Genomic DNA, 19,588 nt, shown 5'->3' with positions numbered 1-19,588 from the left:
GAAAGGCTACCACCATGCATGGTACGTGTTTCCCTCGCTTGCCTGCCCATACCGAAGGCAAGATAAACCAAGCCAGAAGCACTCAACCATGCAGCAAATTTTCGCCACCGACAATTTTTGACAATGATGACCCAGCCTTGAGCGCTTTTTTGACAGATTCTGTACCTGCCGCTTACTGATGCGAGCCTCTTCGCATATCAACAATTTTGTTTAGGTTGACGCAAATTGCCCTGCAGCCTTCACGCAGTTTCGTCCTGCACCCTTGGCGCGATACAGAGCGACATCAGCCTCCCTCACCAGCCGCTTGGCACCCTCTGCCGCTGGTTTCAGGCTGCACACACCAGCACTGATAGTCACTACAGAAGCGATGGGTGAGTTTTCATGCGTCCATCCCATCGCCTGAACTGCTAGCACCATGCGCCTGGCCACTTCCCACGCTCCATTCATGCCCGTTTCGGGCAAGATGACGGCAAACTCCTCGCCTCCGTACCGCGCCAACAGATCCGTTTCTCTATGGACACAGCTTTGCAAGGCTTTCACCACTGCCTGCAAGCAGGCATCACCTTGCACGTGGCCGTAAAAATCGTTGTAGCGCTTGAAATAGTCCACATCGATCAGCACCATGCCTACCGGATTTCCACTGCGCCTTGCAACGGCGCAAGTCTGCTCCAGTCTTTCATTGAAGTACGCTCGATTGGCAATCCCCAGCAGCGCATCGGTATTGGACAGTGCTCTCAATCGGGCATTCGCCTGCTCTAGCGCACGCGTACGGCGCATCACCCGTGCCTCCAGCGTCTGGTTGGCAAGGGCCAGCTGGGCGTTCTGAGCCGTCAAGGCGGTATAGAGCTTGCCAATCATCTTGAGCAGGGCTTGCGTACCATTGTCATGGTTCCCCCGCTCTTTTTCATAGGCATCCGCTGGCGACATACCTTCCACAATCGACTGGATTTGCCTCGCCATGGACTGATCAATGCCCAGGATATGCAGGCCCAGCCAGGATGTCAGAAAGCCCACCAAAGTCGTGGCTGGATCCGTCATGGTGGTGCGCTGCGCCCAAAGCATGACCACCTGCTCAACAAACTGCCGGTGCATCATGCAGTGACTCTCGACGTGCCGTGGATCCAGCCCGTACTCCGCCATCAGCGCTTCCTCCTCCTCAAAGTGCAGTTCGGTATAAGCCAGCAGCCTGGCATAGGTATCCGCCAAAACGACTTCACGGTCACTGCACTGGGAGAACAGGCCCTGGGTCAGCGCATTGAACAAGTCCACCAACACATGGTGCTGCTCGTCCACGGCTGCCAGGCCTGTGACAAAGTGCTGATCCCATACGAATGCGGTGTCCATGATTGATAGTTCGTGCCCAGAAATTGCTACGCCAGAGAATTTGTAATCAAGTGTAATAATTCTATTCTCACCATTCGTGATGCGCATCAAAAGATGCCTGAGCAGGACCCGCTAGTTACCCAATTCCATCAGGGATATGGATGCAACTGGCTGCGCGACAAGCCCCATATTTGCGAGAATTCCGGTCTTTGGTTTTTGCTTGGAACGGGCCTTGTTCAGCCCTCAAGAATTCGCATGTCTCTCAGCCCACGCGCTCATACCCTTAGTGATTTTGACTTTGTGCTCCCCGAGCACCTGATTGCCCAACACCCTGCAGCCGAGCGCAGCGCATCACGCCTGCTCGACGCTCGGACGCCTGAACTGGTCAACCGCATCTTCAAGGAACTGCCTGATTTGCTGCACGAAGGCGACCTGCTGGTGTTCAACGACACCAAGGTCGTCAAAGCCCGCGTATTTGGAGAAAAAGCCTCTGGCGGCAAGCTGGAGTTGCTGATTGAGCGCGTACTGCAAGGCAATGAAGTCGTTGCTCACATGAAAGTCAGCAAAAAGCCCTTGCCTGGGGCCAAAGTACATCTGCACGGTGGCCTGGGCAAAGGCGGTTTTGACGGCACCTTGCTGGGTCGCTGGCCCGATGAAAGTGGCCCCCTGTTTCGCTTTTCATTGCAAGGAGAAAATGGTGAAACACCTTGGGAGCTGATGGATCAGTTTGGCCATCTGCCTCTGCCGCCCTACATTGCCCGCAACCAAAACAGTGACGAAGACCCGGACGAGGCTGAAGACACCGAGCGCTATCAGACCGTGTTTGCCAGCCACCCTGGGGCAGTGGCTGCGCCCACGGCTGCGCTGCATTTTGACGATAAAGTGCTGGCAGCACTCAAAGACAAAGGCGTGGAAACAGCCGCTGTCACGCTGCATGTGGGCGCGGGAACCTTCCAGCCTGTGAAGACTGAAAACCTGTCCGAACATCAGATGCATACCGAGTGGTACAACATCCCTCTTAAGACCCTGGCTGCGCTGGAGCGCTGCCGACAGCGTCGTGGCCGCATCATCGCTGTGGGAACAACCAGCGTGCGCACGCTGGAGTCCTGGGCACGCACGGGGCAGATTTCTGGCGACACCAATATCTTCATCACGCCGGGCTTTGAATTCCGTGTGGTGGACTGTCTGATCACCAACTTCCACCTTCCAAAAAGCACGCTGATGATGCTGGTGAGCGCCTTTGCTGGCTATAAGCACATCATGCACACCTATGAGCATGCGATTGCCAATGCCTACCGTTTCTTCAGCTATGGCGACTCGATGATTCTGGAGCGCAAGCGCTAAATCATCCGCTCCCAAAAAAAGCATGCACCGTCTGGCTTTCAAGGTTTTCGTCGAATTTCAGCATTGAAAACCTTGTGCGGCCAGTACGCACTCTCAAGGGGCGGTGGCTCAGCGATGTCTCTGCAGTTGTCCTCGCCAGGGTTTGGACAGGCCTTGCTGGGCATCCCCCACATCTGCCTCCCACGAGGGCCAGCGCAGTGGCCGGGGCTGTAGCTGTCCATTGCGCACGGCATCGATCAAGCGGCTGACCTCATCAACCGACTCTGGGAAAGCCCAATCCACCGCGCCTTCATCTGCCCATGCACCGCGATCGGACTGTCCGGTCATGGGCGCCCGCGCAGTCAATCGGCAAGCGGGCGTAACAGGATCATCCAGAGAGCACAACAAGTGGTCTATCTGCCCATCGTTGTCCCAGTCCTGTGAAAGCAGCACGCATTCCGCACTATCGAACAGGCACTCACTCGCCCAATGCCGGCTGTGCGCTTGATCCAGCAACCATGGCCACCAGTCCGCATCCGGCTCAGGTCCAGTCACCGTGCGAATACGCGCCTGCGCAGTCGGTACATCCACCCATTCGCTATCCTCGTGAACAGATGGCACATCATCGCGCGATGCGCTGTCACTAATTTGGCGCACCCAGAGCATCACCTCCTCGGTCTGCGCCAAGGGGGAGTTTGCCAGTTCTTCCAGAGCTGCCTCCCCATAAGGGCCATGGTTGAACTTGAGGTCTTTGAGGCGTTCGTGGGTGATGCTTTGCGCACCGGATTGCAACTGCGCCAACTGGCTGCGCGCGCCCAGTCGATCCGGATCCAGCACAGGCGTTTGCAGCGCCAGCAACACAGCCAGCACTGCCAGCGAAAGCCCGCGATTGACCGGGCTGATGGCTGCCAGCCATGGCCTCTCCTGCACCCGTCTCCAGCTTTGCACAGCAGCCCAGGCATAGCCCGTGGCATACAGCCACAGCAAACCACTGCCCACAGCGGCCCACAAGCGCTCTGCCGTCCACCCATACTGCTGGACACGCAGCCCCACTGCCACACAAGCCAGCGTGGCCAGCACCATCATGGTCAACAAACTGGCTTGCACCAGATGCTGCACCCATTGAGGGTAAGGCCCCTGCGCTGCACTGCCGTCCTGATATACGGCATTCACCAGCCAGATGTGAAAGATCAGCACCCCCATCAACAAGACTGCTGCAAAACGCGTAGCCCAAAGCGTCTCCAGCCCAGTCAGCATCAGTGCCAGAGCAAACAGCACCAGCACCCAAGCCATCAGCGGAAGCACCAGGCGCCCCAGAGCCTGTAATACAAGGCGGGCCATCTGGATCGGGCGTTCTTGCGTACGCGCAACCCATACACCCAGCCCCACCATCAGCCCAGTCATTGGAAAGGCGAACCATGATTCACTGAAGAGCTGCATGAACGCTTGTACACCGAGCAGCGCGAACAAGCCGGCCCATAGCCAGAGCACCAGCCAAATCAGCTGCACGCACACAGCCGCCAAAGCCATGACCAGTGCGTTATTCCATGCGTAAACAAACAAGCGCTGGTAAGGAATACGCCAGCTGCCTTGCTCCAGATAGGCCTGGAACCATGCCAGAGCCACGAACCACCACAGCGCCATGGCCACCCCCAAACGTAGCAAAGCGCCCTCGTAGCCCACGTCACTGTGCGTGTTGCGCCACAGTGTCCAGCCCGCCATGAGCAACACCACCAATGCCATCACAGCGCCGCCTGCCCATAATGCGGGTTGGTGCCATCGGCTAACCGCCATGCCCATGAACAGCGGCACCTGCACCACCAGCAACATCAGCAGGGCCAGCCAGCTGCGATCGACGGCACCAAACAGTCCATCACCCCACTCCATCACTGCAAACAAGGCCAGACCTTGGAGCGCCCCCATCACCATCAAGCCCCGCTGTGAAGCAGGTGGTTGTGGCGAGCGTAGGCGCTCAGAAGCAGGGGATGAGAAGGGAGCGGAAGGCGACGACGGGTCGGAAAAAACATGCATGCCAACAGTCTATCGGCTGCGTCTCGAGCTCCCCAAATAGCGTGGGGTTACAGCATGTATCCACCCTTTGAGTGAATCATCTTCCCGCCTTTTTGCAAGCCATGATTATTGAGACACTCCCTGACAGCTTTGCATGCGCGCATCAATCAGATTCTGCGGTGCAAGCAACGCCACTAAGCCACAGCCCAGCGAGCCTTGCCATTGCACATAGTCATGCCCACTGACCCACTCGCGCTGGACCACAGACATCTGGCGTGCACGCAGCACATCACCGAGTTCGCGCGAAGTTTCCAGGATGCCCGCCCGCCCTCCGCGGCCGCCTTCAAACAACCCGGCATCTAGGTAAAAATTCACCTGCGGCATAGGCGTTGGTAAATTCTTCCATGCTCGCTGCATCCAGCCAGGCTGTTCACCGTCTGGTGCCCACCAGTAAGAGCCTGACATGCTCAGCACATTGCCAAACAGCTCCGGATGCATCAGCCCCAGGTAGCTGGAGACCAAGCCACCATAACTGCTGCCCGCCACCACGGTATGGCGTGCCAATTGCCCCAGACCTTGCTGCCGCACCCAGGGCATCAGCTCCTCAGCCATGAAACGAGCGAACTTGGGGTTCGGCGGCAATTCCTCCCCGCGCGCTTCAGGACTGGCGTTACCCACGATGACAGCCGCCGTAGCGGGCAACATGCCATTGACAATCAAATTGTCCAGAATGCGCGTAGCAGGTACGTCACCCGCAAATGCGTGCGCATCAAACAGCACCAACAAGGCCTGAGGCGCAACGTCTGCAGGCACATACGTCCACACATCCCGCAGGTTCGCAAGAACCTGACTGTGCACCACGTGGCGTGTCAGCTGACCTTGGCGAACGCCTGCCTGAGACACCCAAGGCTGGGCAGGAGCTTGCTCCAACACAAGCACGGAGCGCCCTTGGTAGATGTCCTTGGCGCTCCATTGCAGCCGCTGCGGGAAAGTATGCGGGTTGAATGGATCACGCTGCAAAGTGCTCAATATCATGCGTCGCTGCTGCGCTGCATTGTCAATTTGGGGAACATCTGGGGCCAGCGCATAACTGAGGCGGGCACGTGGATCCATGACTACGCTGGTCCACCAGACATCGCTACCCGCCAGTTTGCGCAACGGGTTGTGGTCACCGCTGGGGCTGCCAAACAGCCGCACATTGGTATTCCCCTGATCACGCCACAAAAAAGTGACCAGCTGCTGACCGTTCTCCCAAGGCTCTACCAGGGGTGTACCTTGCTGCTGCACATCGGCCCAGAAGGCGTCTGTCCCCATTCCACGGGCAAGCGCCTGTTGCAAAGCTTGCAAATGCGGACCCATCGGTGTTTCTTCAGACTTTGGCTGCTCCATACCTTCAGAAGCCCACGTTTTAAGCACCTCCAATTCAAAGGTGTGCATGGGTTCCGTTTGATCGGCATGAGACAGCCACAGCTGCTCCTGCTGTGCACCACGGCTGAGCCACATAGCGGTTTGCACGCCACGTCCATCTTCTGCGAGGCGGCGCAGATGCTGGCCATTTGCATCCTGCAGATCCAGGTTCAGCCCCGCGCCCCGAAAACGCAGCTGCACCACATGACCTTCTGGCACTTGCAGCTGCACCACCTGCCCGGAGCGGGGGGCATCACCCTGCAAAGTTTTTTGCAACACCAGCGGTGCTCCGTCACCAGGGCTGTTTCCAACCATGTAAGCCTGAGCCTCCGGAGACCACGCAGCTACCACGTTCACCACTGTTGCAGCCATAACAGCCGCTACAGCGGCAGGGGCGTGTTTACGCCAGCGTTGAAAAATTATCGGCATGGCGTTCAGAACTTTTGCATCAAAAAAACCAAGATATCTGGAAGCGCACTCCATGTAAGGTCCCCTGTGCGAGGCCTACGGTTGCGTGCCTTGACTAGCCGCTAGGCAAAGTAATGGCACAGGCGCTGCCCTTTGATCTCATGCACGCTGACCTCAATGCCATACAGCACAGAGAGCACCTCATCACGCACGACTTCCAATGGCGGTCCTTGATTGGCCACATGACCGCTCTTCATCGCGATGATGTGGTCGGCATAGCAGCTGGCAAAGTTGATGTCATGAAGCACCACCACCACGGTCTTGCCGCGCTCATCCACCATACGGCGCAGCAGCTTCATCATGCTCACCGCATGCGCCATGTCGAGATTGTTGAGTGGCTCGTCCAGCAGGATATAAGGAGTGTCCTGGCACAACACCATCGCGATGTAAGCGCGCTGACGCTGTCCGCCGGACAACTCATCCAGATAACGGTCAGCGAGTTCTTGCAACTGCAAAAAATCCAGTGCCTGATTCACATGCTGCACATCCTCAGGAGTCATGCGACCCTTGCTGTGGGGAAAACGGCCAAAGCCAACCAGATCTCGTACCGTCAGGCGCAGCGCCGACTGGTTATCCTGCCGCAAAATGGCCATGACCTTGGCCAGCGCATCACTGGCTGTTTTGCTCACATCCAGGCCCGCCACATATGCGGTTCCGGACGTGATGGGCGCCAAGCGGCTCACCATCGACAGCAAAGTGCTTTTACCTGCGCCATTGGGGCCAATGATGGCCGTGAACTGCTTTTCCGGAATTGTTACGCTGACGCCATGCAGCACCGTGGTGCTGCCATGGGTTTTGACTACGTTTTCAGTCTCGATCATTACTTGCCTTTGCGCATGAGCAGGTAGATAAAGACCAATCCGCCCACAAACTCCACCACCACCGACAGCGCCGAGTTGAAGCCCAGCACGCGCTCCAGTACCACCTGTCCTGCCAGCAACAAAACACAGCCCCAGAGCACTGCAGCGGGTAGCACCCATGCATGACGACGCGTACCCATCCACTGGTAAGCCATGTTTGCCACCAGCAGCCCAAAAAATGTGACCGGCCCCACCAGTGCCGTGGAAACCGCCACCATGGCACACATCACCACCAGCAGATGCAGCACTTGGCGCTGGTAATCCACACCCAGGTTCACTGCCGCATCGCGCCCCAGGGCCAAGACATCAAGCACGTGGCGTTGGTGCCAGAAATACACGGCGCCCACGGCCAGCAGCACCAGCGAAGGTGCCAAAAGCTGTGTATGGATGGTGTTGAAGTTCGCAAACATGCGGTCTTGCAAGGTGGCGAACTCATTGGGATCAATCATGCGCATGGCAAAGCTGGTCATGCTGCGAAACAGAATGCCCATCACCATGCCCACCAGCAGCATGAGGTGCAGGCTGCTGGCATGCCCGGTGAACAACCAGCGCATCAATGCCACACTCAGCGCAACCATGAGCAAAATTTCCACAGCGAACTTGGGCAGCACACCCAGGCTCACCACGCCCACAGAGCCAAGCACCAGCACCAGCACGGCCTGCAGGAACAGATACAACGCATCCAGTCCCATCACCGCTGGCGTGAGAATGGTGTTGTGCGTGACAGTCTGAAATACCACGGTGGACATGCCCAATGCACAAGCCACCACCAGCATGGTCAAAACCTTGGTGCCACGATGTTCAAGCACAAAAGCCCAGTCGGCTTCAACACCCACAGTCATGAAGGCAATGATGGCCAGCACCGTCAACACCACCAGCACATTCAAGCGGGTACTGCGCCTGCTCCACCACCCTGACTCTGCTGGCATATACAAATCTTGCCCCATCGCATCAACCTTGCTTTGCGCGACGGCGCAACAAAATCAGCAAAAACATGGCGCTGCCCACCACACCCATGACCGTGCCGACAGGAATCTCATAGGGTGCAATGATCAAGCGGCCAAACAGGTCACACAGCAGTGTCAGGGCTGCCCCCGCCAGCGCCACCCACAGCACACTACGGCGCACGTTATCTCCCACCATCAGGCGCACCACATTCGGCACAATCAGACCGACAAAAGGGATGGAGCCCACCGTGACCACAATGCATGCTGTCACCACCGACACCACCACCAGACCTTGCAGCACCAGCCGCTTGTAATTCAAGCCCAGATTGGTGGCAAACGACTCTCCCAACCCAGCCACCGTGAAACGATCTGCCATGACAAGAGCCACCAGGGTGACTCCCAGCGACAGCCACAACAACTCGTACCTGCCTTCCACCACCACCGAAAAATCACCGTTGGAAAACGCGCGTAGCGCTTGAATCATGTCGTGCTGGTAGGCCAAAAAAGTACTGCCTGCCTCAATCACGCCCGCCAAAATCAAACCCACCAGCGGCACAATCCAGGCAGATCGCAAGCGGATACGGCTGAGCACTGCCATGAACAAGGCCGTGCCCGCCATGGCTGTCAGCGCAGCTACGCCCATCTTGGCAAACACGGGCAGACCAGGCGCCCACAACATGCAAAACAGCATGCCCAAGGTGGCAGATTCCACTGTGCCCATGGTGGAGGGCTCGACAAAATGGTTGCGCGCCAGCATCTGCATGAGCAAACCTGCCACAGCCATGGCACTGCCCGCCAGCATCAGCGCTAGCGTGCGGGGCAGCCGCGAGAACATCAGCACCTGCGCAACCATGTCGTCTTCGTTATTGCTCCACAACGTGTTCCACGACACATCACTCACGCCAACCGAAAGACTCCACAGCGCCAATGCAAAAAGGGCCGCGAGGGCCCCTGTCCACGCCAGCGCATTGCGACCGGCGGGAGTGTGATTACCTGGAGAATGCATCAGACAACTGCTTCAGGTTCTCCTTGAGTGCCGTCGGACTGGCGTTCGACATGGTGTACCAATTGGCTGCATTCAAATAAACCACATGCTGATTGCGCCATGCCTTGGTCGCATGCACAAGCTTGTTGTCCAACAGCTTCTTGGCTGCATCACCATCCTGGCCGACAGCAGCATCTCGGTCCAGCACAAACAGCCAGTCTGGGTTGGCCTTCAGGAGATATTCAAACGACACGGCCTGACCGTGTTTGGAAACTTCAATCTTGTCCTTCGTTGGGCTGACTCCAAACACTGAGTACAGCATGTCAAAGCGCGAGCCTGGCCCATACACGCTGAGCTTGCCACCATTTGTCATCAGGAACAATGCCCCACCCTTGCCTGCAGCCTTCGCCTTCACATCGGCAATGGCAGCTTCAATTTCCTTGATTTCCTGCTCACCCTTGTCTGGGACGCCATAAATGGCAGCCAAGCTACGGATGTTGCGAAAGACGTGGGCCATCTGGTTCTGATTGTCGATGGTCACATCCAGCACCGGCGCGAACTTCTTGAGTTCGTCCACCTTGGGCAAAGAGCGATTGCCCGCAATGATCAGGTCGGGCTTGAGTGCTTTGACCTTTTCATAGTCCGGTTCAAACAGCGTCCCGATATTGGCGTACTTGTTTTCATCAGCGAACTGCTTGAGTGCAGGTGGCAGGGCCTGCTGCGGATTTCCTGAAACGTGACCACCCAAAGTCTGAATGATGTCCAGCGCACCATAGTCATAGACCAACACGGTTTTGGGCTTCACCGGCACTTGCACTACACCCGTGTTGTCTTGCACCTTGATAGTTTCTGCAGCATGGGCTGCAGCAAAAGGCAGAGTCAAAGCCAACATCAGACCAGCCACCGTTTGGCGGCGATTCCACAGAGCAATCATCTTCAATTTCCTTTGCCGCAACTTTTCCGCGTGCGACTTCACGAACCAAGATATTGTATGAGAATCGTTCTCAACACCAGTCACATGGACATATAAAGTTGCGCAAAGTCAGAAGGAGGGCTAGTCGATTTGGAAAACAACCGGCAGCTCTTGACACCTAGAATGCGCCCGCAGTGCATGCATGGCGCATGATTGCGCTGGCAGCTTTTTTGGCTCCGACTTTATCGCCAGTCCGGCGGTTTTTTTGTTTTAGAAAGTGGGTGGACGGCATGTCCTCCGCAGAAGGGGCTCAGCCCACCTCCTCATCCGCACAAGCCGCGCTCACAGGCATTGGCCTGACCGTTGTGGCCTGCGCCTTGTTCGCACTGCTGGACAGTGGCACCAAATTTACCGGTCAGTACCTGCCCATGCTGATGGTAGTTTGGCTACGTTTTATATCTCAAGCGCTGGTTACGACTGCATGGGTGCTTCCGCGCCAAGGGATAGGCGCCTTACGAACCGAACACCCTCGATTCCAGATCAGCCGTGCACTCAGTGGCGTGATGACCACCGTTTTTGCGTTCTATTGCATCCAGAACATGCCCCTGGCGAACTTTACGGCTGTGTGGTCGGCAGGGCCTTTGCTGATTGTGGTGACGTCTGCCCTGTTGTTTGGAGAAAAAGTAAGTTCCATGCGTTGGGGATTGCTGGTGATTGGCTTGCTGGCAGTCATTGCCATTGTGCGTCCAGAACAGGACGGCATGCCCCTGGGCTGGATGGCTCTGGCACCCGTTGGCGTACTGCTTTGCGGCACCACTTACCAACTGCTGGGCAGCAGGCTGGCACGGCTGGATCCGCCCACTACCACACAGCTGTATACAACCTGGTTACCTGTCATTGCCACGGCACCATTCATCCCCTGGATCTGGGAAAGCGTACACAACTGGCAGGTATGGGTTGCAGTCGTAATGATGGGCGTATGCAGTGGTATTGGTCACTTGCTTCTTCTTCAGGCATATGCTCACGCCACGCCATCTGTTGTTTCGCCGTTTCTCTACAGCCAAATTGGCTTTGCCATGCTGATGGGATGGTTGTTCTTTGAGCAGGTGCCAGACAGCATTTCACTGGTGGGGATAAGCGTGATTGCCCTGTGTGGATTTGTAAACATATGGATCAGTGTGTATCAACGTCGTTAGTTTTGCCTGCTGCCATGCTAGATTGGATCAAATTACTGCCTATCTCATTACATCTATGGCGGACCCCACTGCCCCACACTCCTCCAGCGATGAATTTGACCTGCTGGATTTACTCATTGTCGTCGCAGAAAATCTCAAGCTCCTCGTTTTAGTTCCCCTGATCGTTGGCTTGGCTGCACTCGGGATTGCATTTGCCATCCCGAAGACCTATGAAAGCCAGTCCATCCTGAGCCCCAGCAAACCTGGCCTGGATATTTCGGGTCAAGTGCTTGCCAGCTATATCAAGTCTGCGGACATCCTGGAGGCGGTAGCCAATGACATAGGTCTTGAACCCAATGCGAGTGCCGAGCAGCGCTTCAAAAAGCTGGAGCAGCGCATCAGTGTTTCTGTAGGGAAAAACGACCAGCTTGTCACCCTGAAGACTCAGGGGAACTCTCCTGAGTCCGCCCGAGATCTGAACACCACCATCTGGAAGCATGTTCTTCCCTTAACCATCCCTCGCTCCAGGGACATGGAGCGCTTGCAAGCACAGCTGAAGGCAGAGCAGGAGCGATTACAGGCTGGTGTAAATCTCGAGGCCCAGATGACAAAACTGGTCGCTCAATCAGAATCTATTACCGAAGGAAATGCCAATCTCTATGGAGAGCTTCTGGCTGCAAACAGCGCTCGTCTGCGCGCGATTGCGACTCTGGAAGCACAGATAGAAGGTTTAACCACCGAAAACCTGGCCCAACAACCCACTCTGCCTGAAGCGTCCGTCAAGCCCCGCAAGGCCATGATTGCAATTGGAGCCACAGTCGCGACAGGTTTTGTACTGCTGCTGTTTGTTTTTGCACGCCATGCTTTGCGCACAACCGCTCAAAACCAGGAACAGGCTGCAAAAATTCAACGATTACGTCAAGCCGCTGGTCTGAAGGACTAGACAGTTTGTTTAAAAAATAATGCGCCATGAAGGCGCATTATTTTTTGCAAGTGCCGCATCAATACCCATGCTGCTGCCTGAACGCTTTGGCCAGTCCAAAGTGCCCATTGCCAATAAATGGCACAGGAGGGCGCAGAGCGGACAAGGGGGACGGGTGATTGCTCATCAACACCAGATGTCCGCGATCTTCCGGGATCAATACCCGCTTGGATTGGGCGTGACTCCCCCAGAGCATGAACACCGTTGGGCGGCCCTGTTCGGCCACCTGACAAATGATGGCATCGGTGAGAACTTCCCAGCCGCGTTTGCTGTGACTGGCGGCTTGCCCCTCCTCGACGGTCAAACATGTGTTGAGCAAGAGCACTCCGTTCTGAGCCCACTTGACCAAGCTTCCCCCCGGTTGTGGGAACGGAGGAAATGGCACACCCAGATCGCGCTGTATTTCCTTGAAGATGTTTTGCAGCGAAGGCGGCAAACGCACACCCGGGGCTACGGAAAATGCCAAGCCTTCAGCTTGCCCACGGCCATGGTACGGATCCTGCCCCAAGATGACCACGCGGACATCCTCAGGTGCTGTCAGCTCCAATGCACGCAATGGCTGAGGAGGAAAAATGACCGCCCCCGCATCCAAGCGCTGCTGCAAATAGCCCAGCAACTGCAGGCCTTTGGAGGAGGCAAAAAACGCATCTACTACGGCCTGCCAACCCGGAGCCACATGCCAGTCGGCAGGCTTGGCACTCAACAACTGGGTAGGGGCTAACGCGGAGGATTCGGTCATGGCGAAGACATTTTCATCAAAATCTCACAAAGACAAACGCAAGGCCATCATGCAAACAGCTTAGCCAGCGCTTCACCAGGCTCTGGGGCGCGCATAAAGGCCTCGCCCACCAAGAAGGCGTTAATTCCTGCATCGCGCATGGTTTTGACATCATCCGGGGTGAGGATACCGGACTCAGTCACCAGGAGACGATCTGCTGGCACGTCTTTCTTCAGCGCAATAGAGGTTTGAATATCCACCTCAAATGTGCGCAGATTGCGGTTGTTGATGCCCACCAGCGGTGTCTTCAACTTCAATGCGCGTTGCAGCTCTTGTGCATCATGCACTTCCACCAGCACCGCCATTTCCAGACTGTACGCAATCTGTTCCATCTCGGCCATTTGCGCATCGTCCAGGCACGCGGCAATCAGCAGCACACAGTCTGCGCCCATCACACGTGACTCATAAATTTGGTAAGGGTCAACCATGAAATCTTTGCGCAGCACGGGCAGCAAAGTGCTGGCACGAGCTTGCTTCAAGTAATCAGGCTCGCCCTGGAAAAACTGGCGATCCGTCAGCACCGACAGACACGCTGCACTGATCTTGCCATTTCCGACCATATAGCTTTGCGCGATGTCCACAGGGTCAAAATCAGCGCGAATCACGCCCTTGCTGGGACTGGCCTTCTTGACTTCGGCAATCACACCCGCCTGGCCTTTGGCTATTTTGGCGCGGATAGCACCTACAAAATCGCGCGTCGACACGCGGCTTTCCGCATCGCGGCGCATGTCTGCCAGCGAGGTGACTTTCTTGGCTGCGGCTACTTCCTGGACTTTGACGTCGCAGATTTTTTTCAGAATGTCAGACATGTTTTTCCTTGATTGTTGTGTCGGCACGGTTCCTTTGCACCGCTCCACTTTGGGCGCTATTGTCGGTGTTTCTGCCGAGAGACCGAGCAAGGAAGGCCATAGCTCTGGCTCACGCACTTGTCCTTACGAAAACAGCGCTTCCCCCATAACTGAGACGAAAGGGGCTAGAACAAAGAGATTTTGACTTCGAGTTGCCGTTGCAGATCATGCAATGTAACTTGACGTGGCACCGACTGCACGTCACCTGTTCGTTCACTCAGTACTTGCTTGCCTCTGTCTGATGAGAAGAGCGCGCCGACAATGGCGCCATGCGTGAACCTGAGCGCCGAACCCCCAAACACTCCGCCATCGTATCTACCAGCGCATCAATCGCCAGCAAGTCTACGCGCTGCGGGCGGAACGAACAGTGCAGCGTGCACAAGATACCCACGGGGCCTTTGCGCACATGACGCAGTTCAATCTGATAAAACAGCTCGCGCCGCCCCCCAATCGCATGCACACCCAAACTCCACGCCTGTGCTTCACGTACATCCGCATCCCAAGCTGATTGCGCCCCTAGCGCCTGAATACTCTGCGCAGGCAAGTCCACCACACACCCTTTCCAATGCGCCTGACCTTGGTACGACGGCTCCATCTCCAAGCGAGCAATGGCCGCGTGCCGCAGCCCTTGACGCCACTGCACAACGCCATAAACAAGCACTGTTGCCAAGAACAGCAAGAAGTACAGCAGCACACCGTGCACCGCCATCGGATAGAAAGCCAATACACCAGCTGCGATGATCAGCAGCTCCAGTTCCAACGAAGACATCTGTGAGGCATGCTGCATGCACCGCACCTCTTGTGGCAAATGCCACAAGGCTTGATGACGCAGCGTTTGCGCCCAAATAGACAGAACATGGGTTTGAAGCTGGGTCATTGGTCACAGCGCAGGAACGCGCCAGCAATTACAGATACGCCGATGACTGTGGGCGTCCGTCTCGGCGCCCATCACAGTGCTCACAATTGCATCGTGCACTAGCTACCACAGCATCCATTGAGGCACATCATATTGGCTGCGTGCTGGCCCTTCAAGAACAGCGCTTGCCAATAGGCGGAGTATTGGGAAGAGCTGAACATGAGCGGCGCACTATGCCTCCTTTGCGAGAACACTGCCTCGCTTTCTATCGTTGAAGCTTTCCAGAGCTACTGCTTAAGGCTGCACGTCGAATGCCCAAACGCTCAACCATCGTATCGGCCAGCGCCTGTACCGCTTCAGGCTGCAGTACCGCATGCCCTACGTGTAGGACTGTACACAAACGCACCACCGGCCCTTTGCGCACATGGCGTAATTCAATGCGCCAACCGTGGCGCATACGTGGCCGATCGGTAAAAGCGATGACGCCCACACTCCACTCCTGTGGAGCATCCAGCACCCATTGCTGAGGAGGCTCAACGCCTTGCGTGCGCACGCAACGCTGCGCCACATCCACACAACAGCCTCGCCCTTGATGGGCCCGTAAACTACCTTCCCCCAAGGGCAGGCTGCGCCGGCGACGCATGCGCATCACCACCACAGTGGTGAGTGCCAATACGGTCAAGGCAATCGCCAGCTCCGTACTACTTGCACCTTCCGCGAAAGACCACAGCAGCACGCAAGCAATGCCTGCAACCAGCACGCGCGGCAGCAGCATCCAGTCAGGTGGTGAGAGTTGCACATACTCCGGCAGTTGCCACACGTCCTCAAGCTCCACCCGTTGCTGCAGAGGCGCCAGCGCCTCGCGCACCGATGGTGAGGTCATGCTGCCAGCTGGGTGCTGTAGGCCACCAACTGCTGCAACTTCTGGAGGGCAGCGCCGCTATCGATGGTCGCCTGTGCACGCTGCAAACCGTCTTCGATGCTGCTGGCCACATTGGCCGCATACAGTGCCGCTCCTGCATTCAGACAGACGATATCGCGCGCTGGCCCCTTCTCTCCCTGCAACACGCCCATGAGCATGACTTTGGATTCTTCGGGGTTGTCCACTTTCAGCGCACGTGTACCTGCCATGCGCAAACCGAAATCCTCGGGGTGAATTTCGTACTCGCGCACCACGCCGTCCTTGAGCTCACCCACCAGCGTGCCTGCACCCAAGCTGATTTCATCCAGGCCGTCACGGCCATAAACCACCATCGCATGCTCCGCACCTAAACGTTGCAGTGCTCGCACCTGAATACCTACCAGATCTTCGTGGAACACGCCCATCAAAATATTGGGGGCACTGGCCGGATTGGTGAGTGGACCCAGAATATTGAAAATGGTGCGCACGCCCAGCTCACGGCGCACGGGAGCGACATTCTTCATTGCAGGATGATGGTTGGGCGCGAACATAAAGCCGATGCCCACATCGCGAATGCAATCGGCGATCTGTTCAGGCTTGAGGTTGATGTTCACACCCAGTGCTTCCATGGCATCTGCGCTGCCGGATTTGCTGCTGACACTGCGCCCGCCGTGCTTGCTGACTTTGCCACCTGCTGCGGCGATCACGAAGGTGGAGCACGTAGAAATATTGAAGGTGTTGGCACCATCGCCACCAGTGCCCACGATGTCCACCAAATTGCTCTTGTCGTGCACATGCACCTTGTTGGAGAACTCACGCATCACCTGTGCAGCAGCGGAGATTTCACCAATCGTTTCCTTCTTCACGCGCAATCCCGTGATGATGGCAGCGGTCATCACGGGCGATAGCTCGCCGCGCATGATTTGACGCATCAGCGCCAGCATTTCATCGTGGAATATTTCACGGTGTTCAATCGTGCGCTGCAGCGCTTCTTGGGCGGTAAAAGTGATCATTTTCAAATCCTTGGGAAATGCGCTCCAAGCTGCTGGCGTTTACGGTTTGTCAGAACGTCCATCCTGTGTAAAACCGCATTGCACTGGGAGCAACACTTCAAAAGCAAGGCCGCGAGCTTGATGCACAGCGGCCTTGGTGGGAGGTTATTTCTGGTCCAAAAAATTCTTCAACATGGCATGGCCATGCTCGGTCAAGATGCTTTCCGGGTGGAACTGCACACCCTCCACAGCCAGTGACTTGTGTCGCACCCCCTGAATCTCACCGTCTTCACTGGTGGCAGTGATCTCCAGGCACTCAGGCAACGTCTTTTTGTCGATGACCAAAGAGTGGTAGCGATTCACCGTGAACTGAACAGGCAGACCGGCAAACACGCCTTTTTGATCGGTACTGATGACGCTGGTTTTCCCGTGCATTTGCTGGCCCGCACGAATGATGTCCCCACCAAAAGCCGCGCCAATGCTCTGATGGCCCAGACACACGCCGAGCACCGGCAGCTTGCCTGCAAAGTGCTGGATCGCTGCCACCGAAATACCGGCTTCTGCCGGCGAGCTGGGACCGGGCGAAATCACCACGCGCTCAATCCCTTGGTCCGCCACCAGAGCGATCACTTCATCCAATGTGATCTCGTCGTTGCGCACCACAGTCACATCGGCGCCCAGCTCACCAAAGTACTGGACGATGTTGTAGGTAAAGCTGTCGTAGTTGTCGATCATCAAGAGCTTCATGCGACATCTCCTCGGGGTTGCAAGCCTTGTGCACGCAAGCGTGCCAGCTCCTGGTGTTCGTAGTCGATGTAGCACTCCATCATGGCGCGATACAGACGCTCCATCAGGTCGGCATCGCCTCCATGCGCAGCTGCCATGGGCCGTACGCGGTCGACAATCGCCTGGATACGCGCTTCATCGCGCACCAGGCTTGCATCGTTTTTGACCTTGGCGGCCTGCGTCATATAGGCGCTGCGCTCCACCAGCAGTGGCACCAGAATGTCGTCCAGCGCATTCACGCCTGCACGCACCTCAGCCATGCAGTTGCAGTCCTTCACTTTATCGATAGCGCGGCTCATTCCAGGCCCTCCTCCACCAGTTCTGCCGCGCGCAGCACCGCACGGGCTTTGTGCTCTGTTTCTCTCCACTCCATCTCGGGCACAGAGTCGGCCACCACGCCAGCGGCGGCCTGCACATACAGATAGCCGTCCTTGATCACGGCCGTGCGAATGGCAATCGCCATGTCCATATGGCCTGCAAAACTGAGGTAGCCACACGCACCGCCGTAAATGCCGCGCTTGGTGGGCTCGAGCTGGTCAATCAACTCCATGGCATGCACCTTGGGGGCTCCTGAGAGCGTGCCTGCAGGGAAGGTAGCTTTGAGCACATCCATGCTGGTCATACCATCTTGCAGCACGCCTTCCACATTGCTCACAATGTGCATGACATGGCTGTAGCGCTCCACCACAAAGGCTTCGGTCACCTTGACACTGCCAGTTTTGGCAATGCGCCCAATGTCATTTCGCGCCAGATCAATCAGCATGACGTGTTCTGCACGCTCCTTGGGGTCAGCCATCAACTCCAGTTCTGTGGCCTTGTCCTTTTCCGCAGTGGCTCCCCGTGGACGCGTCCCTGCCAAGGGGCGAATGGTGATCTTTTCACCCTCGTCCACCTTTTCTTGGCGCACCAGGATTTCAGGGCTGGAGCCCACCACCTGAAAGTCACCGAAGTTGTAGAAGTACATGTATGGCGACGGATTGAGCGAACGCAGGGCACGATACAGGCTCAAGGGCGACTCGGTATAGCGTTTGTGGATACGTTGCCCCACCTGCACCTGCATGAATTCCCCGGCGGCAATCAACTCCTTGGCGCGTTCCACAGCTGCCAAGTAATCGGACTTGGCAAAACTACGCTCGGCGGGGTGGCTATCCCCCCCCTTGATCTGCGGTACGCTGACCGAATAACGCAGTTGCTCTTTGAGCTGGCGCATGCGTTTTTTGCCTTTGCTGTATGCCTCAGCCTCTGCCGGGTTCACATAGACAATGAAGTACAGCTTGCCCGAGAGGTTGTCGATCACGGCGACCTCTTCACACAGCAGCAGCATGATGTCGGGTGTGCCCAAGGTATCCGGTGGGCAGGTGGCCTCGAGTTTTTTCTCCACGTAGCGCACCGCATCGTAGCCAAAATAACCCGCCAAACCACCGCAAAAACGCGGCAGCCCGGGAACCAGCGCCACGTTGAAGCGCTGCTGGTAGGCGGCAATAAAGTCCAGCGGATTGCCAGCATGGCTTTCCACCACAGTGCCATCTGTAACCACCTCGGTCTTGGCCTGCGCTCCAAAACCACTGGCTCGCAGAAAAGTGCGGGCAGGCAGGCCAATGAAGCTGTAGCGCCCAAAGCGCTCACCACCCACCACTGACTCCAGCAAAAAACTGTGCTTGCCATCGCCATGAGCGTGTGCAAGTTTGAGGTACAGCGAGAGTGGGGTTTCGAGGTCGGCAAACGCCTCAGTCACCAAAGGAATGCGGTTGTAGCCTTGGCTGGCCAAGCTTTTGAATTCAAGTTCTGTAATCACAGAGCAGGTTTCCCAGTCGGGGCATCGCACTGCGTAGTCCTGAGGACAGCAAAAAGGCAGGCGCTGCAATTCATTCAAACCGTCCGCAGCGGTGGCGGACATGGGTGCACCCGTGCTGGCGGGCGCCATCAAACGGTCATAGATGCAGGCTTACGCCAGGGCCAGGCTCCCCGGTCCGCGCAACCTGTGATGAACACGTGATGAATGAACATAGTGGGCAAGTGTAGCGCATCTGGTGA

At 56.7% G+C, this 19,588-nt stretch carries 18 protein-coding genes; 3 read left to right on the top strand and 15 right to left on the bottom strand.

What is annotated here, in order from left to right; translation table 11 throughout:
* Positions 1 to 210 precede the first annotated feature (210 nt).
* The gene (locus tag QEP11_RS14750) at positions 211 to 1,344 is read right to left on the bottom strand and encodes a sensor domain-containing diguanylate cyclase (RefSeq protein ID WP_284337412.1); all 1,134 of its coding nucleotides are present in this window, start codon (positions 1,342 to 1,344) and stop codon (positions 211 to 213) included.
* Between the two features lie 234 nt (positions 1,345 to 1,578).
* Here QEP11_RS14750 and queA point away from each other — a divergent pair, with 234 nt between their 5' ends.
* Positions 1,579 to 2,667, top strand: coding sequence for a tRNA preQ1(34) S-adenosylmethionine ribosyltransferase-isomerase QueA (queA, locus tag QEP11_RS14745; RefSeq protein WP_284337411.1), 1,089 nt, complete (start codon positions 1,579 to 1,581; stop codon positions 2,665 to 2,667).
* 108 nt (positions 2,668 to 2,775) lie between these two features.
* On the opposite strand, the gene QEP11_RS14740 is transcribed toward queA, so the two are convergent.
* From QEP11_RS14740 to QEP11_RS14715, 6 genes are all read right to left on the bottom strand, one after another.
* Positions 2,776 to 4,677: a DUF4153 domain-containing protein gene (locus QEP11_RS14740; protein WP_284337410.1), complete on the bottom strand. Its 1,902-nt coding sequence runs from the start codon at positions 4,675 to 4,677 to the stop codon at positions 2,776 to 2,778.
* Positions 4,678 to 4,782: 105 nt separating this feature from the next.
* On the bottom strand, positions 4,783 to 6,492 hold the full coding sequence (locus QEP11_RS14735; RefSeq protein ID WP_284337409.1) for an enterochelin esterase domain-containing protein: 1,710 nt from the start codon (positions 6,490 to 6,492) through the stop codon (positions 4,783 to 4,785).
* Between the two features lie 101 nt (positions 6,493 to 6,593).
* Positions 6,594 to 7,352 (bottom strand): iron ABC transporter ATP-binding protein, encoded by a 759-nt coding sequence (locus tag QEP11_RS14730; RefSeq protein WP_284337408.1) that lies wholly within the window; start codon positions 7,350 to 7,352, stop codon positions 6,594 to 6,596.
* Positions 7,352 to 8,338, bottom strand: coding sequence for an iron chelate uptake ABC transporter family permease subunit (locus QEP11_RS14725; protein WP_284337407.1), 987 nt, complete (start codon positions 8,336 to 8,338; stop codon positions 7,352 to 7,354). Before QEP11_RS14725 ends, QEP11_RS14730 begins: the two co-directional genes overlap by 1 nt.
* Positions 8,339 to 8,342: 4 nt before the next feature.
* A complete protein-coding gene (locus QEP11_RS14720) occupies positions 8,343 to 9,344 on the bottom strand; it encodes an ABC transporter permease (RefSeq protein WP_284337406.1) in 1,002 nt (333 codons plus the stop codon).
* Positions 9,328 to 10,257: a siderophore ABC transporter substrate-binding protein gene (locus tag QEP11_RS14715; protein ID WP_284337405.1), complete on the bottom strand. Its 930-nt coding sequence runs from the start codon at positions 10,255 to 10,257 to the stop codon at positions 9,328 to 9,330. Before QEP11_RS14715 ends, QEP11_RS14720 begins: the two co-directional genes overlap by 17 nt.
* Before the next feature lie 269 nt (positions 10,258 to 10,526).
* Here QEP11_RS14715 and QEP11_RS14710 point away from each other — a divergent pair, with 269 nt between their 5' ends.
* Both QEP11_RS14710 and QEP11_RS14705 read left to right on the top strand, forming a co-directional pair.
* Entirely contained in the window at positions 10,527 to 11,432 is a 906-nt protein-coding gene (locus QEP11_RS14710) for a DMT family transporter (RefSeq protein WP_284337404.1), read from the top strand.
* Positions 11,433 to 11,487: 55 nt separating this feature from the next.
* The gene (locus tag QEP11_RS14705; RefSeq protein ID WP_284337403.1) at positions 11,488 to 12,354 is read left to right on the top strand and encodes a Wzz/FepE/Etk N-terminal domain-containing protein; all 867 of its coding nucleotides are present in this window, start codon (positions 11,488 to 11,490) and stop codon (positions 12,352 to 12,354) included.
* 58 nt (positions 12,355 to 12,412) lie between these two features.
* On the opposite strand, the gene QEP11_RS14700 is transcribed toward QEP11_RS14705, so the two are convergent.
* From QEP11_RS14700 to trpE, 8 genes are all read right to left on the bottom strand, one after another.
* Entirely contained in the window at positions 12,413 to 13,132 is a 720-nt protein-coding gene (locus QEP11_RS14700; RefSeq protein ID WP_284337402.1) for a uracil-DNA glycosylase, read from the bottom strand.
* Positions 13,133 to 13,179: 47 nt separating this feature from the next.
* Positions 13,180 to 13,980: an indole-3-glycerol phosphate synthase TrpC gene (gene trpC / locus QEP11_RS14695; protein WP_284337401.1), complete on the bottom strand. Its 801-nt coding sequence runs from the start codon at positions 13,978 to 13,980 to the stop codon at positions 13,180 to 13,182.
* A 256-nt stretch (positions 13,981 to 14,236) separates the two neighbouring features.
* On the bottom strand, positions 14,237 to 14,806 hold the full coding sequence (locus QEP11_RS14690) for a hypothetical protein (RefSeq protein ID WP_284337400.1): 570 nt from the start codon (positions 14,804 to 14,806) through the stop codon (positions 14,237 to 14,239).
* 334 nt (positions 14,807 to 15,140) lie between these two features.
* Positions 15,141 to 15,758 carry a hypothetical protein gene (locus QEP11_RS14685; RefSeq protein ID WP_284337399.1) on the bottom strand — a complete coding sequence of 206 codons (618 nt, stop codon included), beginning with the start codon at positions 15,756 to 15,758 and terminating at the stop codon, positions 15,141 to 15,143.
* Positions 15,755 to 16,789 (bottom strand): anthranilate phosphoribosyltransferase, encoded by a 1,035-nt coding sequence (gene trpD / locus QEP11_RS14680; protein WP_284337398.1) that lies wholly within the window; start codon positions 16,787 to 16,789, stop codon positions 15,755 to 15,757. The genes QEP11_RS14685 and trpD overlap by 4 nt, the downstream gene beginning before the upstream one ends.
* 144 nt (positions 16,790 to 16,933) lie before the next feature.
* Positions 16,934 to 17,515 carry an anthranilate synthase component II gene (locus QEP11_RS14675; protein ID WP_284337397.1) on the bottom strand — a complete coding sequence of 194 codons (582 nt, stop codon included), beginning with the start codon at positions 17,513 to 17,515 and terminating at the stop codon, positions 16,934 to 16,936.
* Positions 17,512 to 17,853, bottom strand: coding sequence for a chorismate mutase (locus tag QEP11_RS14670; protein WP_284337396.1), 342 nt, complete (start codon positions 17,851 to 17,853; stop codon positions 17,512 to 17,514). Before QEP11_RS14670 ends, QEP11_RS14675 begins: the two co-directional genes overlap by 4 nt.
* Positions 17,850 to 19,349 carry an anthranilate synthase component I gene (gene trpE / locus QEP11_RS14665; protein ID WP_284337575.1) on the bottom strand — a complete coding sequence of 500 codons (1,500 nt, stop codon included), beginning with the start codon at positions 19,347 to 19,349 and terminating at the stop codon, positions 17,850 to 17,852. The genes QEP11_RS14670 and trpE overlap by 4 nt, the downstream gene beginning before the upstream one ends.
* Positions 19,350 to 19,588: the final 239 nt, after the last annotated feature.

This window comes from Comamonas halotolerans (assembly GCF_030162935.1).
Classification (GTDB): domain Bacteria; phylum Pseudomonadota; class Gammaproteobacteria; order Burkholderiales; family Burkholderiaceae_C; genus Comamonas; species Comamonas halotolerans.
The sequence above is the reverse complement of the archived record's forward strand: the minus strand, read 5'-3'. Positions and strand labels throughout refer to the sequence as shown.

Excerpts from the sequence above, each read along its gene's own strand:
- QEP11_RS14700 (WP_284337402.1), bottom strand. The coding sequence starts at position 13,132 with ATGACCGAATCCTCCGCGTTAGCCCCTACCCAGTTGTTGAGTGCCAAG.
- QEP11_RS14720 (WP_284337406.1), bottom strand. The coding sequence starts at position 9,344 with ATGCATTCTCCAGGTAATCACACTCCCGCCGGTCGCAATGCGCTGGCG.
- QEP11_RS14690 (WP_284337400.1), bottom strand. The coding sequence starts at position 14,806 with ATGCAGCATGCCTCACAGATGTCTTCGTTGGAACTGGAGCTGCTGATC.
- QEP11_RS14705 (WP_284337403.1), top strand. The coding sequence starts at position 11,488 with ATGGCGGACCCCACTGCCCCACACTCCTCCAGCGATGAATTTGACCTG.
- QEP11_RS14715 (WP_284337405.1), bottom strand. The coding sequence starts at position 10,257 with ATGATTGCTCTGTGGAATCGCCGCCAAACGGTGGCTGGTCTGATGTTG.
- QEP11_RS14670 (WP_284337396.1), bottom strand. The coding sequence starts at position 17,853 with ATGAGCCGCGCTATCGATAAAGTGAAGGACTGCAACTGCATGGCTGAG.
- trpD (WP_284337398.1), bottom strand. The coding sequence starts at position 16,789 with ATGATCACTTTTACCGCCCAAGAAGCGCTGCAGCGCACGATTGAACAC.
- QEP11_RS14735 (WP_284337409.1), bottom strand. The coding sequence starts at position 6,492 with ATGCCGATAATTTTTCAACGCTGGCGTAAACACGCCCCTGCCGCTGTA.
- QEP11_RS14725 (WP_284337407.1), bottom strand. The coding sequence starts at position 8,338 with ATGGGGCAAGATTTGTATATGCCAGCAGAGTCAGGGTGGTGGAGCAGG.
- QEP11_RS14740 (WP_284337410.1), bottom strand. The coding sequence starts at position 4,677 with ATGCATGTTTTTTCCGACCCGTCGTCGCCTTCCGCTCCCTTCTCATCC.
- QEP11_RS14750 (WP_284337412.1), bottom strand. The coding sequence starts at position 1,344 with ATGGACACCGCATTCGTATGGGATCAGCACTTTGTCACAGGCCTGGCA.
- queA (WP_284337411.1), top strand. The coding sequence starts at position 1,579 with ATGTCTCTCAGCCCACGCGCTCATACCCTTAGTGATTTTGACTTTGTG.
- QEP11_RS14685 (WP_284337399.1), bottom strand. The coding sequence starts at position 15,758 with ATGACCTCACCATCGGTGCGCGAGGCGCTGGCGCCTCTGCAGCAACGG.
- QEP11_RS14675 (WP_284337397.1), bottom strand. The coding sequence starts at position 17,515 with ATGAAGCTCTTGATGATCGACAACTACGACAGCTTTACCTACAACATC.
- trpC (WP_284337401.1), bottom strand. The coding sequence starts at position 13,980 with ATGTCTGACATTCTGAAAAAAATCTGCGACGTCAAAGTCCAGGAAGTA.
- QEP11_RS14730 (WP_284337408.1), bottom strand. The coding sequence starts at position 7,352 with ATGATCGAGACTGAAAACGTAGTCAAAACCCATGGCAGCACCACGGTG.
- QEP11_RS14710 (WP_284337404.1), top strand. The coding sequence starts at position 10,527 with ATGTCCTCCGCAGAAGGGGCTCAGCCCACCTCCTCATCCGCACAAGCC.